The organism is Neobacillus solisequens (assembly GCF_051233465.1).
Taxonomy (GTDB): Bacteria; Bacillota; Bacilli; order Bacillales; family Cytobacillaceae; genus Neobacillus.
This window is the reverse complement of sequence record NZ_JBKFGJ010000019.1, coordinates 22,643-36,998: the sequence shown is the minus strand read 5'-3', so window position 1 is coordinate 36,998 and position 14,356 is coordinate 22,643. Positions and strand designations below refer to the sequence as shown.

The window sequence follows — 14,356 nt, the reverse complement described above, 5'->3', positions numbered from 1 at the left end:
ACAGAATGTTGCGTAAAACAAAAATCGTTTGTACGATTGGCCCAGCAAGTGAAAGCGTAGAAAAACTAACACAATTAATTAATTCGGGCATGAACGTATCCCGTTTGAATTTTTCTCATGGAAACTTTGAAGAACATGGAATGCGAATCAAAAATATTCGTGAAGCTGCAAGAGCTACAAATAAAACTGTTGCAATCCTGCTTGATACAAAAGGTCCAGAAATTCGTACGAATAATATGCAAAATGGGGCAATTGAATTAATAGCCGGCGAAAATATTATCGTATCCATGACTGAAGTGGAAGGGACAACTGAGAAATTCTCTGTTACATATACTGAATTAATTGAAGATGTTCATGTTGGCTCCCGTATTTTACTCGATGATGGTCTCATTGGTCTTGAAGTGTTGAAAATTGACCGCGACGCGAAAGAGATTCATACGAAAATCTTAAACAGCGGAACATTAAAAAATAAAAAGGGCGTTAACGTACCTGGAGTTTCCGTCAATTTACCAGGCATTACTGAAAAGGATAAACAAGACATTCTTTTCGGGATTGAGCAGGGAGTCGACTTTATTGCAGCATCTTTTGTACGTCGTGCCAAAGATGTTTTGGAAATTCGTCAGCTATTGGAAGAAAATAATGCAGCGCATATCCATATTGTTCCAAAAATTGAAAACCAAGAAGGCGTGGATAATATAGATGAAATCCTTGAGGTTTCCGATGGGTTGATGGTTGCTCGTGGTGACCTTGGGGTAGAAATTCCTGCCGAGGAAGTTCCACTTGTCCAAAAAATGCTGATTAAAAAATGTAATGCATTAGGAAAACCAGTTATTACAGCTACCCAAATGCTTGATTCCATGCAGAGAAATCCAAGACCAACACGAGCAGAGGCAAGTGACGTAGCCAATGCCATTTTTGATGGTACGGATGCTATTATGCTTTCCGGTGAAACTGCTGCCGGTCAATACCCTGTTGAAGCTGTGCAGACAATGCATAATATTGCTTCCAGAGCAGAATCAGCATTAAATCACAAAGAAATCTTATCAAGACGAAGCAAGGATACCGAGCATAATGTAACAGATGCTATTGGTCAGTCTGTAGCCCATACTGCATTAAACCTTGAAGTGAAGTCGATTATTACACCAACTGAAAGTGGACATACTGCTCGAATGATTTCCAAGTACCGTCCAAAAGCTAATATTGTTGCTGTAACAGCGAATGAACATATCTGCCGTCGTCTTTCATTAGTTTGGGGTGTATACCCACAACTTGGAAAAGCTGCCACAACAACAGATGAAATGCTTGATATTGCAGTTGAAGAAAGCTTAAATAGTGGTATTGTTAAGCATGGTGATCTAGTTGTCATCACTGCTGGTGTTCCAGTAGGTGAGTCAGGAACAACTAATTTAATGAAGATCCATATTGTCGGTGATGTTATCACGAAAGGCCAAGGAATTGGCAGAAAATCTGCATTCGGTAAAGTTGTAATTGCCCATAATGCTGCCGAAGCCAACGAAAATGTAAAACCAGGCTCAATTTTAGTAACAATAGGCTCTGACCGCGAAATGGTTCCGGCCATTGAACAGTGTGCTGCCCTTATTACCGAAGAAGGCGGATTAACCAGCCATGCTGCTGTTGTAGGCCTAAACCTTGGCATTCCTGTCATTGTAGGAGTAGAAAATGCATTAAGTATCCTAAAATCAGGCCAAGAAGTCACAGTTGATGCCACAAGAGGTATAATCTATAACGGACACGCAAGTGTGCTTTAAATAAAAAAAAAACGTCAGCTTCCGTAGTGGAGTTGACGTTTTTTTATAAGGAAGCTTAAATTTCTTTTCCTTTTATAAACAACCAAATATCATGAAATACTTTGGCGCGATAAAGAGTACTGATAATAACTAATGTCACAGGTCCAAGGATCAGACCTAAAAAGCCAATAAGCTTAAAGCCCACAAATAAGGAAATAAGGGTAGCTAATGGATCCAAACCAATATTCGAAGAGAGAATTTTGGGCTCCATAATCTGTCTCTGCACTAGGACAATAATATAAAGGACACCAAGACCAATTGCCAGTCCCATATCTCCCCCGATGACTTCATATATGATCCATGGGACAAACACTGCCCCTGTGCCTAAGTAAGGGAGAACATCAACAATACCAGCCAATAAAGCAATTGTTATGGCGTAATCAACTCTTAAAATTAATAGTCCAATTAAAATAATCACTGTAGTGATGGAGATAAGGGTGAGCTGAGCTTTAATAAAACCAAATAATGCCTTTTTTAAATCAGTAAATACTGTTTTACTGCTAGACTTGGCACGGTCAGGTAAAATCTTACTGCCAATTCCCCTTAATTTATACCAATCTTTACTGATAAAAAAGGTCGCCAACAACGAAAAGATTAGGACTGTGGCAGCATTTGGAATCCAAGATAAAATATTGGGAATACCTAAAAACAGATTCTGTATGAATGAACCAACGGTAGTGCCAATCTTTTTCCCGACATTTTGGATGTTATTTATAATGGTATCCTGTTGTCCGGTTTCAAGTTTATTAAAGTAGCCGGAAATTTGGTCATAAAGAGGCAGGATTTGTGCAGTGAAATATTTTTCAATGTAATTGATTAAAGTATCTAAATGTTTTGGAACTACATTTGCCAAATAATTTGCACCTGAAACAATTTCGGCAACTAATAATGTTATGAGACCGGCAAATACCGCAAAAATAATAATTAATGCGATAAAGACACCTAAAGCCCGCGGCATTTTTGCTTTCTTTTCAAATAGATTGACAAGCGGGTTAATCATAAAGGCGATAACTAGGCCGATTAAAAATGGATAGGTAACTTTGGACAAATAATAAAACGAGAAAAGCCCCAAAACAATAATACCAATTACGAGTAAAAACCTGATTGTACGGTTTATGTAAATGCGACTCAAAAAGTAAACCTCCTTCCAAGGGTGACTAGTATAGTTTACCATTTTATAAACGTCTTTGCATATTTTTCCATGCACAGGAATCGTTCTAGTGTAATCATACGATTTTCTATGAAAAAGGTTTCCACAATTAAATAATAATTGAATAAGTTTTATGAATATTATGGTAGTATAATTTAGTGAAAGGGTGGATTAATTTGGTAAATGAATCGGTTTTATTTTTAATGTTATTGTTAGTTATTGGATATATTGCAAAAAACAGTTCATTGATGATTGCTATTTTGGTGCTTCTTTTATTAAAAACTGCAGGAATGAATGAAAAGTTATTTGGTATGATTCAAACAAAGGGGATCAATTGGGGGATCACAATTATTACTATTGCTGTATTAGCCCCGATTGCAAGCGGTGATATCGGATTTAAGGATTTATCCGGAGCCTTTAAATCCTATTATGCATGGATCGCTTTAATTTCAGGGATACTTGTTGCTCTACTGGCCAAGGGTGGAGTAAAACTACTGGCAGAAGACCCCCAAATTACGACCGCATTAGTTTTAGGGACGATTCTATCTGTTTCAATTTTTAAAGGAGTTGCGGTTGGCCCCTTAATCGGTGCAGGGATTGCATATTCTGCCATGAAATTAATTGGACTATTTAGTTAGATTTTTTGTAAAATAATAATTTTTTTGTTATTTTCAGTTCCTTTTCGTTCACAAAAATCTCAAAATTGTTTATAATAGGCTTGTAAGCGTCTAGTTTTTTACATAAAACCACATAGACATACTGATTTACTTGTAAAATAATTATTCACCTGAATGAAAGGGCATACATGCTTTTGTTTCAACTTCGAGCAATCGCTCAGTCAGTTTTTCACGAATGTAATTGAACTGTACTTTAATGCCGTTTCTTCAATTGAACTGGATGCTGCCTAAGTATTCCAGTTTAAAATATTTAAAGAAATATGGGTAATGGGGAAATTTAGAAAGGTGAAGGAGAGATTATTATGACAGTTACACGTGGTCTTGAAGGGGTAGTCGCAACAACTTCCTCAATTAGCTCGATTATTGATGACACTCTAACCTATGTTGGCTACGACATTGATGATTTAGCAGAAAATGCAAGTTTTGAAGAAGTAATTTATCTATTATGGCATCGTGAGCTTCCTAATGCGTCTCAATTAGCTGAGTTGAAAAAACAACTCGCTGAAAATTCAGCTCTGCCTCAAGAAGTAATTGAGCACTTTAAAATGTATCCAATTCAAAAAGTACATCCAATGGCAGCACTTCGTTCAGCTGTTTCCCTTTTAGGATTATACGATGACGAAGCAGATGTCATGGAGCCAGAAGCAAACTTCCGTAAAGCGATCCGTCTGCAGGCAAAAATGCCGTCAATCGTCGCTACATTTGCACGTGTTAGAAAAGGACTTGAGCCTGTGGCCCCAAGACAGGATTTAAGCTTTGCAGCTAATTTCCTTTATATGTTAACCGGCAATGTACCTGACAAAATTGCAGAGGAAGCAATTGATAAAGCATTAGTACTGCACGCTGACCATGAATTAAATGCGTCTACCTTTACTGCTCGTGTATGTGTGGCTACATTATCTGATATTTATTCAGGAGTTACCGCCGCTATTGGTGCACTTAAGGGACCTCTTCACGGTGGAGCAAATGAGGCAGTTATGAAGATGCTCTCTGAAATCGGCTCACCAGAAAATGTTGAATCCTACGTACATGGTAAACTTGAAAAGAAAGAAAAAATAATGGGTTTTGGTCATAGAGTATACCGTCTAGGTGACCCACGTGCCAAGCACTTGAAAAAAATGTCTAAGAAATTAACAGAGCTTACAGGCGAACCACAATGGTACGATATGTCCGTTAAAATCGAGGGCATCGTGACAGGGGAAAAGAAATTGCCGCCTAACGTTGATTTCTATTCTGCTTCTGTCTATCACAGCTTGGGGATTGACCACGACCTGTTTACACCTATCTTTGCTGTTAGTCGTGTTTCAGGATGGCTTGCTCATATCCTTGAACAATACGAGAACAATCGTCTTATTCGTCCTCGTGCCGAATATACCGGCCCTGGAATGCAAAAATATATCCCTATTGAACAAAGGGGTTAATATTTTACTTTTTTGCAAAAAATTGATGTAATAAGATTGAGTAAAGGTTAGAGAATTCTCTAACCTTTGATTCAGTCTGCTATTTTTTTAAACTTTTGTACATAACATAGGAGGGAGATTACAACATGCAAGGTGAAAAAATCACGGTTAATAATGGTGTACTAAATGTACCAAACAATCCAATTATCCCATTTATCGAGGGGGATGGAACAGGTCCAGATATTTGGGCAGCATCCTATAGAGTATTAGATGCAGCAGTAGAAAAAGCTTATAAAGGTGAGCGCAAATTAGTTTGGAAAGAAGTTTTAGCTGGAGAAAAGGCGTTTAACCAAACAGGTGAATGGCTTCCACAAGAAACCCTCGATGTCATCAATGAATATTTAATTGCTATTAAAGGACCATTAACAACTCCAGTTGGAGGCGGTATTCGTTCTTTAAACGTTGCTCTTAGACAAGAGTTAGATCTATTTGTTTGCTTGCGTCCTGTAAGATGGTTTGAAGGTGTTCCATCACCTGTAAAACGTCCACAAGATACTGATATGGTTATCTTCCGTGAAAATACTGAAGATATTTATGCTGGTATTGAGTATGAAAAAGGCTCAGATGCAGTGAAGAAAATCATCAATTTCCTTCAAACTGAAATGGGAGTTAAGAAAATCAGATTCCCTGAAACATCCGGTATCGGCATTAAGCCAATTTCCGAAGAGGGTACAAAGCGCCTTGTTCGCTCAGCACTTAACTATGTGATTAAAGAGGGAAGAAAGTCCCTTACAATTGTGCATAAAGGGAATATCATGAAATTTACCGAAGGCGCATTTAAAAATTGGGGCTATGAGATTGCAGAACAAGAATTCGGCGATAAAGTCTTTACTTGGGCACAGTATGACCGCATTAAAGCAGAACAAGGAACAGATGCGGCAAATAAAGCCCAAGCAGAGGCAGAAGCAGCAGGCAAAATTATTGTGAAGGATGCCATTGCAGATATCTTCTTACAGCAAATCTTAACTCGTCCACGCGAATTCGATGTTGTGGCTACAATGAATCTAAATGGTGACTATATTTCTGATGCATTAGCTGCGCAGGTTGGCGGTATCGGTATTGCACCAGGAGCAAACATTAACTATGAAACTGGTCATGCCATTTTCGAAGCAACACATGGTACAGCACCTAAATATGCAAATCTTGATAAAGTTAACCCATCTTCTGTGATCTTATCAGGCGTATTAATGCTTGAGCATCTTGGCTGGAATGAAGCAGCTAAAATGATTACGAAATCTATGGAAAAAACCATTGCATCTAAAGTTGTTACTTATGACTTTGCTCGTCTCATGGAAGGGGCTACTGAAGTGAAAACTTCAGAATTTGCTGATGAGCTTATCAAAAATATGGAATAATGATTTAACTAATGGGCTGTTTTCGGACGGCCCGTTGTTTCATCTATAATACGAACAAAGGGGAGAAGGAGATGTCATTAAAACGCAAGAAAGTTTCTGTTATTGGCGGGGGATTCACAGGAGCAACAACTGCATTTTTACTGGCACAAAAAGAACTTGGGGATGTTGTATTAGTTGATATTCCACAAATGGAGAATCCAACAAAAGGAAAAGCATTAGATATGCTTGAAGCAAGTCCTGTTCAAGGTTTTGATGCCAACATCATCGGTACTTCCAACTATGAAGATACAAAGGAATCTGATATAGTCGTCATCACCGCAGGGATTGCTCGCAAACCTGGTATGAGCCGTGATGATCTGGTGCAAACAAACCAAAAGATAATGAAAAGTGTTACACAGGAAATTTCCAAGTATTCTCCCAACGCGATTATCATTGTGTTAACAAACCCAGTTGACGCAATGACTTACACGGTATTTAAAGAATCAGGGTTTCCAAAAAATCGTGTAATTGGTCAGTCCGGCGTCCTTGATACAGCCCGTTTCCGTACTTTTATTTCACAGGAATTAAATCTTTCTGTTAAAGATATCACCGGTTTTGTATTAGGTGGTCATGGTGATGACATGGTTCCTCTTGTTCGTTATTCCTATGCTGGTGGAATCCCGCTAGAAACATTAATTCCAAAAGAACGGCTGGATGCGATTGTTGAACGCACTAGAAAAGGCGGCGGTGAAATCGTTAACCTGCTTGGAAATGGAAGCGCCTACTATGCACCTGCAGCATCACTAGTTGAGATGTGCGAGGCGATCCTGAAAGACCAACGCCGTGTATTACCTTCTATTGCTTTTCTTGAAGGTGAGTATGGCTACAATGGTATTTACCTTGGCGTTCCAACGATTCTTGGTGCCGGGGGAATTGAAAAAATCATTGAGCTTGAACTTACCGAAGAAGAAAAAGAAACGCTTGATAAATCAGCTGATTCCGTCAAAAATGTAATGAACGTATTAGTTTAAAATGAATTTGGAGATTCGGGGGGAAGGTGCCCCGAATTTCTCTTAGTTATATTTTGAAACCGTTTTCATTGGAGGCGTGAGACGATGTTATTAGGAAAAAAACGAAAAATAGGCAGGAGAATTGATGAAATCAATATCGGAGAAAAATTGTCATTAACAGAGAAAATAGAGGATAAGGACATACTGCTTTATTTAGGACTAACCGATGATGCTAACCCACTTTATATTCAGCATGACTACGCTTCTCAGACCCCATTCGAAAAGCCGATCGTTCCATCCATCATGCTGACAGGTTTAATTACATCGGCGATCTCTAAATATTTACCAGGGCCAGGTAGTCATATTATCAGCCAAAATATTGAGTTTCCCAAACCAGTTTATCATTATTGCATGGTAGAATTTTTCTTCGAAGTGATGGATGTATCAAATGAGGATCACACAGTTACCATCCATATAACCGGGACAAATGAAAAAAAAGAAACAGTGATCCAGGGAACGTTGAAAGTTTGTCCACCTCACCGCTTGCAAGTGATTCATGGGACGGCTATGGAAAATTTTTAGAGACAAGGAATGCTTTTGGGCATTCCTTGTCTGGGCTTTTTTAAAAGAGGGTCTACTATTCAAAGATTATCTTTTAAGTTATTCCATGATTAGTCCCCGATCAGGGTACCATAATCAATTATCTTTATATCGACACTGTAATGGATCGGAACATTACTAAATGTTTGTTCCCAATCCTTTTTTATTTTCTCCCATGTTCTAGGATATTTAATTTGAAATTCTTTTCCAAACTCGACCACGTCAATCTTGTATTTCTTTTGTGTTTTAACCAATACATTCTTTATTAAGTGTTCCACTTCTTCTTCAGAATTTTTTTCTGCCTTTTTCAAAAATTTCTCATCAGACGGCTTTCCGGATCGATCCCAATGTTCAGCAAGAGTTCCTTGGGATTCAATTTTTACATCAAAGGAAATTTGATTTTTTACCATATGAGGAGTAATTTTACTTTTCAAAGTTTTTATCTCATATGTGACAGGTTGCCCTGTTTCTTTATCAATACTATTAACTAGACCCCCCTTTGCCTTTCCTGTCAACCAATTCAAGCCTTCGATATCCTTTTCATTTATAAAACCGACTAATTTTCTTGATTTTCCCTTGATTACGGCAGCTCCTGAAAATTTAACTTCTCCCTTTTCAGTGACTAAATTTTGCAACAAAAAACTTGTTCCTGAATGGAGTTTTCCTTGCAGTTTGGCCAAAGGTAATGAATGAAGGATTTTAGTAGTTCTTTCTTGGCTTTTCGTTATTTGAAATAAATGGTAAGCAGGAATGACGCTTGATTCTTTTGTTTCGAGAGTTTTTTTAGCACTGTTTTTGGCAATAAAAATATAACTGCTTTGTCTAATTTCTACTTCTCTTAGAAAAAAATCTAATAATTTCTGCAGATTTACTTTCCGTGCAAGGTCCGCACTGATGACAATGACCTTTGAATGTTGGCCAAATGAACGTTTTTCATTTTTTAACACCATTTTTCGCAATACTGATATAACGGAATGTCCAGATTCAGTAATATTTTGGTATGATTTTTGGGATCCACCTTTTTGAGTGTTTTGGCTATTAGTCTGGGCTGTGAAGAACTGGTTTGTCAGTGTCAAGCTTATTTGTTTAGAACTGCCCTCATTTGGTCCTTCCATGTCTCCTTTAAAAGGATCTTCTTTTTTCAAATCCATTGCAGTCCCTGCTACAAAACCTAATTCTTCAATTTCTTTACTGCTCCAGCATCCTGTTAAAGAAAAGAGTAAAAAAGATGAGAGAAACAAGGTTTTAAGAGTTCTTTGCTTCATGTTTAGCTCCCTTAAGTTTAGAGATTACAAATAATAATGGTGGAACTCCGCCAAATAAGAACAGGGCCGACCAGCCAATATAATCGCCAAATTTAAAGACCATATTTAAATTTTGAGGATATCTTGCAATTATATATATAAAAGGCAAAACTCCAAACATAAATGGTTTCATCTTTTTATTGAAAATGTGGGCCAATCCTAAAGTGGCAGCATAATAAGTGACAATAAAGGTTGCGAAGATTTGCATAATCCAAATAACGAGTAACATGGACTCAAAGCGTTCAAAAATTAACCCCTGAATTTCAAAGCTTCGTATCAGCCCGATGGTAGGCCAGGTTCTTGAGGCTGTTCCATCAATTGATAATGCACCAATGACCATCACTACAGTTATAATGTAAAAACACATACATATTGAAATTCCAATCGTTAATACTTTAATGGCTTTTTTAGGCTTTTGCATAAAGGAGACCATGATTAACATAATTTCTGGTCCTAAGTATGCCATTACCGTTGTACTTACCCCCTTTAATACTGGAATGATACCCAACCCTAAAACAGGACGAAGATTATCCAGTTCAAATAAGCCTATGCTTAAAAAGGTAACGAGCAAAAAAACCACCACAGTAATGGGGAAAATAATTTCAAATAAACGGGCAATGGGATTAATGCCATCTATAATTAAATATAGGCCAAGCCACATAAAAGGCATAATAATTGCCCAGATTGGGGTGCCCTCAAGTAAGAAAAATCCGGTTACCTCAGCAAGTGTTCTTACTTCATATGCGGCGAGCGACAAAAAATAACCAACCATAAGCAGACCAAGTATGGCTCCTAGCCATTTTCCAATGATTTCCTTGCTGTATTGATAAAAGGTTTTTTCTGGGAATTGTTGGCTTAATTTAACCATGATGAAACCGGCCATAAATGAGATTAATCCTCCCAGTATCACAGAAATCCAAACATCAGGTGTTTTCACCTTATCAACAGATGATCGGGGAAGTGTCAGGATCCCTGCAGCCAGTACATAATTAATTAGAATTACCACAGCTTGAGGGGTGGTTAATAGGTCTTTAGGGTTTGTTTTCATGCTTTGTTCCCCCTATAATATGGCAATTATCATCCTTTTCGGACTGAATCCTTTGGGTCAAGAATTTTTGGACGGCGTTTCATCATACCTATTGGTACACGTACCATAAGATCCTTCCAGTCGCTTAATCGGTAAGGAACAACTGGACTGCAGTATGGGACGCCAAAACTTTTCAATTTCACTAAGTGAATGCACAGTAATAGGAAAAATAGGATAATCCCATATAACCCTAACAGGGCAGCACAGATCATTGCCAAAAAGCGCAGTATACGTAATGTAATCCCGACGCTATATTGTGGAATTGCAAAAGATGATATGGCGGTTAATGATACAACAATGACCATTATGGGACTGATAATTCCTGCTTGCACAGCTGCTTCCCCAATGATGAGACCGCCAACAATCCCCATGGCAGGGCCAATCGGTTTAGGCAAGCGCAAACCTGCTTCACGTAATATTTCAATGGAAATTTCCATGATCAATGCCTCAATCAATGCAGGAAAGGGAACACCTTCTCTAGTACCGACAATCGACAAAGCCAATTTGGTTGGAATCAATCCGGGATGAAAAGAAATAAAAGCGATATACAGAGCGGGGTTAAATAATGATAAGAATGCTCCAAAATAACGCAAAAGCCGAATTAAGGTTCCAGGCAACCAACGTTCATAATAGTCTTCCGGAGATTGAAGTAACATATTGAATGTGACGGGAACAATCAAAGCAAAAGGTGTCCCATCCAAAATGATGGCCACTCTTCCTTCCATTAAAGCCCCGATCACTCTGTCAGGACGTTCCGTATTCTGTACCTGAGGAAAAGGACTAATGAAATTATCTTCAATCAATTGCTCAACATATCCCGACTCAAGTAAATCATCAATATCGATTTTCCTGATCCTCTTCTTGACCTCTTCTACCAATTCAGAGTCGGCAATATCTTCCATAAAAACAATAGCAAGTTCTTTTTTTGCCTGTTTCCCTACTTGAAAATTGTGGATTGACAGGTTTTGATTATTCACATTTTGTCTTAAAATGGCAGTATTATCCGTTAAAATTTCGGTAAAGCCAATCCTTGGTCCACGAACCAATGCTTCAGAAACAGGTTCTTCAATACTGCGACTTTTCGATTTCGTCGTATTGAGAATGAGTGCTCCAGCCACCTGGTTTATTAATAGGGCAGTGGAACCTGCCATAACTTTGGAAGCTAGGTCACTTACATTCTTAACTTCCGTTATTCCACTGATAGAAAGTACTTGATACCTAATGAATTCCTTTATATTTCCCTGATAACTTTCAGGGAATTGTAACATCAAAGAGTGTAAGATATGTTTATCAATCAAATCTTTATCTGAAAGTCCGCTCAGAAATATGATTGCTGCCGGAATACCGGTAGTACCGATATAAAACTCGCGAATATTTAGATCTGAATTATGACCTATTTCTGATTTAACCAACTCTAAATCATTTTTAATTTTTCCTGATAACGGCTTCGCTGATTCTTCCATTCGTTTATACCCTCTCCTTAAGGCTGTTAATCCACATAAATAGACGTGAAATTAAAAATGGGACAAGGAAGGTAATCATTGCCTGTATTAATACTAGCCAATCAGGAAGTTTCGAAACTATAGATTCCCACATATATATCACCCATTTTTATCATTCCATATTTTTGAAAAAATATTTTATTTTTACAGCATAAATGTGTAGAAAAGCTTCCATTGCAAACAGATTTACTAACTTTGTATGGTAAAGGTATCCAAACAAGTATTCTTCCCAGATTTATATTATAATGAAAGAAAATAACCTTAGTTTGGAATTTTATGGGGGAGATTATGAAAACAAAAGTACTTGTTGTAGATGATGAACAGTCGATTGTTACGTTGCTCCAGTATAATTTGAAGCAAGCTGGATTTGAAGTGATTACCGCTATGGACGGGATGGAAGGAAAAAGACTCGCTGAGGTTGAGTATCCAGATATCATCATTTTAGATCTGATGCTGCCAAAATTGGATGGAATGGATGTTTGCAAGCAGCTCAGACAGGAAAAAGTTATGACTCCCATTTTAATGTTGACAGCAAAAGACGATGAATTTGATAAAATATTAGGATTAGAACTTGGGGCAGACGACTATATGGTGAAACCATTCAGCCCTAGGGAAGTAATCGCAAGGGTTAAGGCAATTCTAAGAAGGTCACAAATTCAAAATGATGACTCCGAAGGAAATAAAAGTGAAGCTCAACAGATCTTGATTGGCAGTTTAACTCTTTATCCAGAAAAATTTGAAGCCTTCTATAAAGAAGAACTTCTTGAGCTAACCTTAAAGGAATTTGAGCTCTTAATCTATCTGGCCCAAAATAAAGGCCGGGTCTTAACTCGCGATCAATTGCTGAGTGCTGTTTGGAATTATGATTTTGCGGGCGATACTAGAATTGTTGACGTACATATTTCCCATCTGAGGGAAAAGATAGAGGAGGATACGAAAAAGCCAGTATACATAAAGACAGTTCGTGGTTTGGGATACAAACTTGAGGGGCCTAAGGTAGAATGACCAAGTTTCGGAAAAAAATTTTTGTTGCATTGTTTATATTAATCATTTTAGTACTGATTGGTATTGGGGTATTGTTAGGGCAATTATTTAAAATCTCTTATATTGAGACATTAAATGACCAGATCAAAGCAGAAATCTTTTTCTATCTTTCCATTTGCCTAGGCATTGCTATTTTTTTCATACTTTTTCTATCGATACGAATTACCACCAGGTACACAAAACCGATTGAAGACGCGACCAACGTTGCGATTGAACTGGCAAAAGGAAACTATCGGGCCAGAACGACAGTGGGTCGCTTAGACGAAACCGTCATGCTGGGAACTTCGATCAATATGTTAGCAGAAAATCTTCAAGAGTTGGTGAAATCACAGGAAATACAACAGGATCGGTTAACTGCTCTGATTGAAAATATGGGGGCCGGGTTGATTTTAATTGACAGCCGGGGCTATATTGGCCTAATCAATAAGGGGTTTAGTGATCTCTTTCACGTGAATGGTTCCCAATATTTAAACAAGCTTTATTATGAAGTAATTGAGCAAAAGGAAATCTGTCAAATTGTTGCTGAGGTTTTCCGTACGGAGCAAAAAGTGAATAAACAATTGATGATTCCTTTGGAAATTCAACGAAAATATTTCGTTGTCTACGGAATTCCAATTATCGGCACTAACCATGTGTGGAAAGGAGTTCTGCTAGTATTTCATGATATCACTGAGTTAAAGAACTTGGAGCAGATGCGGAAGGATTTTGTAGCAAATGTCTCTCATGAATTAAAAACCCCGATTACTTCCATTAAAGGATTTACGGAAACTTTATTGGACGGAGCCATGAATAATAAAGAAACACTAGAAGCCTTTTTGTCCATCATATTAAAAGAGAGCATTAGATTACAAACACTGGTTCATGATTTATTGGAGCTGTCAAAAATTGAACAGCAAGGCTTTATCCTAAACATACAGAAAGTTGATCTTTACCACCTTCTCAATGATGTGATGACTTTGCTTGATGGGAAGGCTCAGGCAAAGAATATTGACTTGCAATTTTATTGTAATCTCTCTGAAGTAACTGTGGATGGTGATCGTGATCGACTGAAACAAGTCTTTATCAATTTAATTAGCAATGCAATCATCTACACACCTCCAAACGGTATTGTGAAAGTGTATTTATTAGAACAGGTTGAAGAAGTGCGAATTCATGTGCTTGATACCGGAATCGGTATTAATAAAGAAGAAATTCCGCGCATTTTTGAACGGTTTTATCGTGTTGATCGTGATCGGAGCCGCAATTCCGGTGGGACGGGTTTGGGCTTGGCAATTGTAAAACACTTAGTGGAGGCGCATCACGGTAATATTAGTGTGAAAAGTGATCTTGGCAAGGGCAGTGAATTTATCATTGAACTTCCTAAAAAGTTAAAATGATAAT

General features: G+C 37.9%; 12 protein-coding genes. 8 read left to right on the top strand and 4 right to left on the bottom strand.

The genetic code is table 11. The features are described from left to right. Positions 1-8: 8 nt before the first annotated feature. Positions 9-1,769, top strand: a complete 1,761-nt coding sequence (pyk, locus tag ACI3K6_RS17830) for a pyruvate kinase (protein WP_435555986.1) — start codon at positions 9-11, stop codon at positions 1,767-1,769. Between the two features lie 55 nt (positions 1,770-1,824). Here the strand turns inward: pyk and ytvI are convergent, their stop codons facing one another. After that, on the bottom strand, positions 1,825-2,940 hold the full coding sequence (gene ytvI, locus ACI3K6_RS17825) for a sporulation integral membrane protein YtvI (protein ID WP_435555899.1): 1,116 nt from the start codon (positions 2,938-2,940) through the stop codon (positions 1,825-1,827). Between the two features lie 221 nt (positions 2,941-3,161). Between ytvI and ACI3K6_RS17820 the strand changes: the two genes are divergently transcribed. The 5 genes from ACI3K6_RS17820 to ACI3K6_RS17800 all read left to right on the top strand — a co-directional run bounded on the left by ACI3K6_RS17820 (position 3,162) and on the right by ACI3K6_RS17800 (position 8,021). Further along, complete coding sequence (locus ACI3K6_RS17820; RefSeq protein WP_435555985.1) at positions 3,162-3,596, top strand: DUF441 domain-containing protein; 435 nt, start codon at positions 3,162-3,164, stop codon at positions 3,594-3,596. 341 nt (positions 3,597-3,937) lie between these two features. Then, on the top strand, positions 3,938-5,056 hold the full coding sequence (gene citZ, locus ACI3K6_RS17815; protein WP_435555898.1) for a citrate synthase: 1,119 nt from the start codon (positions 3,938-3,940) through the stop codon (positions 5,054-5,056). A 125-nt stretch (positions 5,057-5,181) separates the two neighbouring features. After that, positions 5,182-6,450, top strand: coding sequence for an NADP-dependent isocitrate dehydrogenase (icd, locus tag ACI3K6_RS17810; RefSeq protein ID WP_335477453.1), 1,269 nt, complete (start codon positions 5,182-5,184; stop codon positions 6,448-6,450). A 71-nt stretch (positions 6,451-6,521) separates the two neighbouring features. Further along, on the top strand, positions 6,522-7,460 hold the full coding sequence (gene mdh / locus ACI3K6_RS17805) for a malate dehydrogenase (RefSeq protein WP_435555897.1): 939 nt from the start codon (positions 6,522-6,524) through the stop codon (positions 7,458-7,460). Positions 7,461-7,544: 84 nt separating this feature from the next. Then, entirely contained in the window at positions 7,545-8,021 is a 477-nt protein-coding gene (locus tag ACI3K6_RS17800; RefSeq protein ID WP_435555896.1) for a MaoC/PaaZ C-terminal domain-containing protein, read from the top strand. Positions 8,022-8,110: 89 nt separating this feature from the next. Here the strand turns inward: ACI3K6_RS17800 and ACI3K6_RS17795 are convergent, their stop codons facing one another. The 3 genes from ACI3K6_RS17795 to ACI3K6_RS17785 are packed head-to-tail and all read right to left on the bottom strand — an operon-like array spanning position 8,111 to position 11,893. Then, positions 8,111-9,304, bottom strand: coding sequence for a Ger(x)C family spore germination protein (locus ACI3K6_RS17795; protein WP_435555895.1), 1,194 nt, complete (start codon positions 9,302-9,304; stop codon positions 8,111-8,113). Then, positions 9,285-10,391, bottom strand: coding sequence for a spore germination protein (locus ACI3K6_RS17790; RefSeq protein ID WP_435555894.1), 1,107 nt, complete (start codon positions 10,389-10,391; stop codon positions 9,285-9,287). Before ACI3K6_RS17790 ends, ACI3K6_RS17795 begins: the two co-directional genes overlap by 20 nt. Before the next feature lie 29 nt (positions 10,392-10,420). Then, positions 10,421-11,893 (bottom strand): spore germination protein, encoded by a 1,473-nt coding sequence (locus ACI3K6_RS17785; RefSeq protein ID WP_435555893.1) that lies wholly within the window; start codon positions 11,891-11,893, stop codon positions 10,421-10,423. A 327-nt stretch (positions 11,894-12,220) separates the two neighbouring features. Here ACI3K6_RS17785 and ACI3K6_RS17780 point away from each other — a divergent pair, with 327 nt between their 5' ends. Both ACI3K6_RS17780 and pnpS read left to right on the top strand, forming a co-directional pair. Beyond that, positions 12,221-12,937 carry a winged helix-turn-helix domain-containing protein gene (locus ACI3K6_RS17780; protein ID WP_435555892.1) on the top strand — a complete coding sequence of 239 codons (717 nt, stop codon included), beginning with the start codon at positions 12,221-12,223 and terminating at the stop codon, positions 12,935-12,937. After that, positions 12,934-14,352, top strand: a complete 1,419-nt coding sequence (pnpS, locus tag ACI3K6_RS17775; protein WP_435555891.1) for a two-component system histidine kinase PnpS — start codon at positions 12,934-12,936, stop codon at positions 14,350-14,352. Before ACI3K6_RS17780 ends, pnpS begins: the two co-directional genes overlap by 4 nt. Positions 14,353-14,356: the final 4 nt, after the last annotated feature.

Excerpts from the sequence above, each read along its gene's own strand:
- pnpS (WP_435555891.1), top strand. The coding sequence starts at position 12,934 with ATGACCAAGTTTCGGAAAAAAATTTTTGTTGCATTGTTTATATTAATC.
- citZ (WP_435555898.1), top strand. The coding sequence starts at position 3,938 with ATGACAGTTACACGTGGTCTTGAAGGGGTAGTCGCAACAACTTCCTCA.
- ACI3K6_RS17795 (WP_435555895.1), bottom strand. The coding sequence starts at position 9,304 with ATGAAGCAAAGAACTCTTAAAACCTTGTTTCTCTCATCTTTTTTACTC.
- ACI3K6_RS17780 (WP_435555892.1), top strand. The coding sequence starts at position 12,221 with ATGAAAACAAAAGTACTTGTTGTAGATGATGAACAGTCGATTGTTACG.
- ACI3K6_RS17800 (WP_435555896.1), top strand. The coding sequence starts at position 7,545 with ATGTTATTAGGAAAAAAACGAAAAATAGGCAGGAGAATTGATGAAATC.
- icd (WP_335477453.1), top strand. The coding sequence starts at position 5,182 with ATGCAAGGTGAAAAAATCACGGTTAATAATGGTGTACTAAATGTACCA.
- ACI3K6_RS17820 (WP_435555985.1), top strand. The coding sequence starts at position 3,162 with ATGTTATTGTTAGTTATTGGATATATTGCAAAAAACAGTTCATTGATG.
- ACI3K6_RS17785 (WP_435555893.1), bottom strand. The coding sequence starts at position 11,893 with ATGGAAGAATCAGCGAAGCCGTTATCAGGAAAAATTAAAAATGATTTA.
- ACI3K6_RS17790 (WP_435555894.1), bottom strand. The coding sequence starts at position 10,391 with ATGAAAACAAACCCTAAAGACCTATTAACCACCCCTCAAGCTGTGGTA.
- mdh (WP_435555897.1), top strand. The coding sequence starts at position 6,522 with ATGTCATTAAAACGCAAGAAAGTTTCTGTTATTGGCGGGGGATTCACA.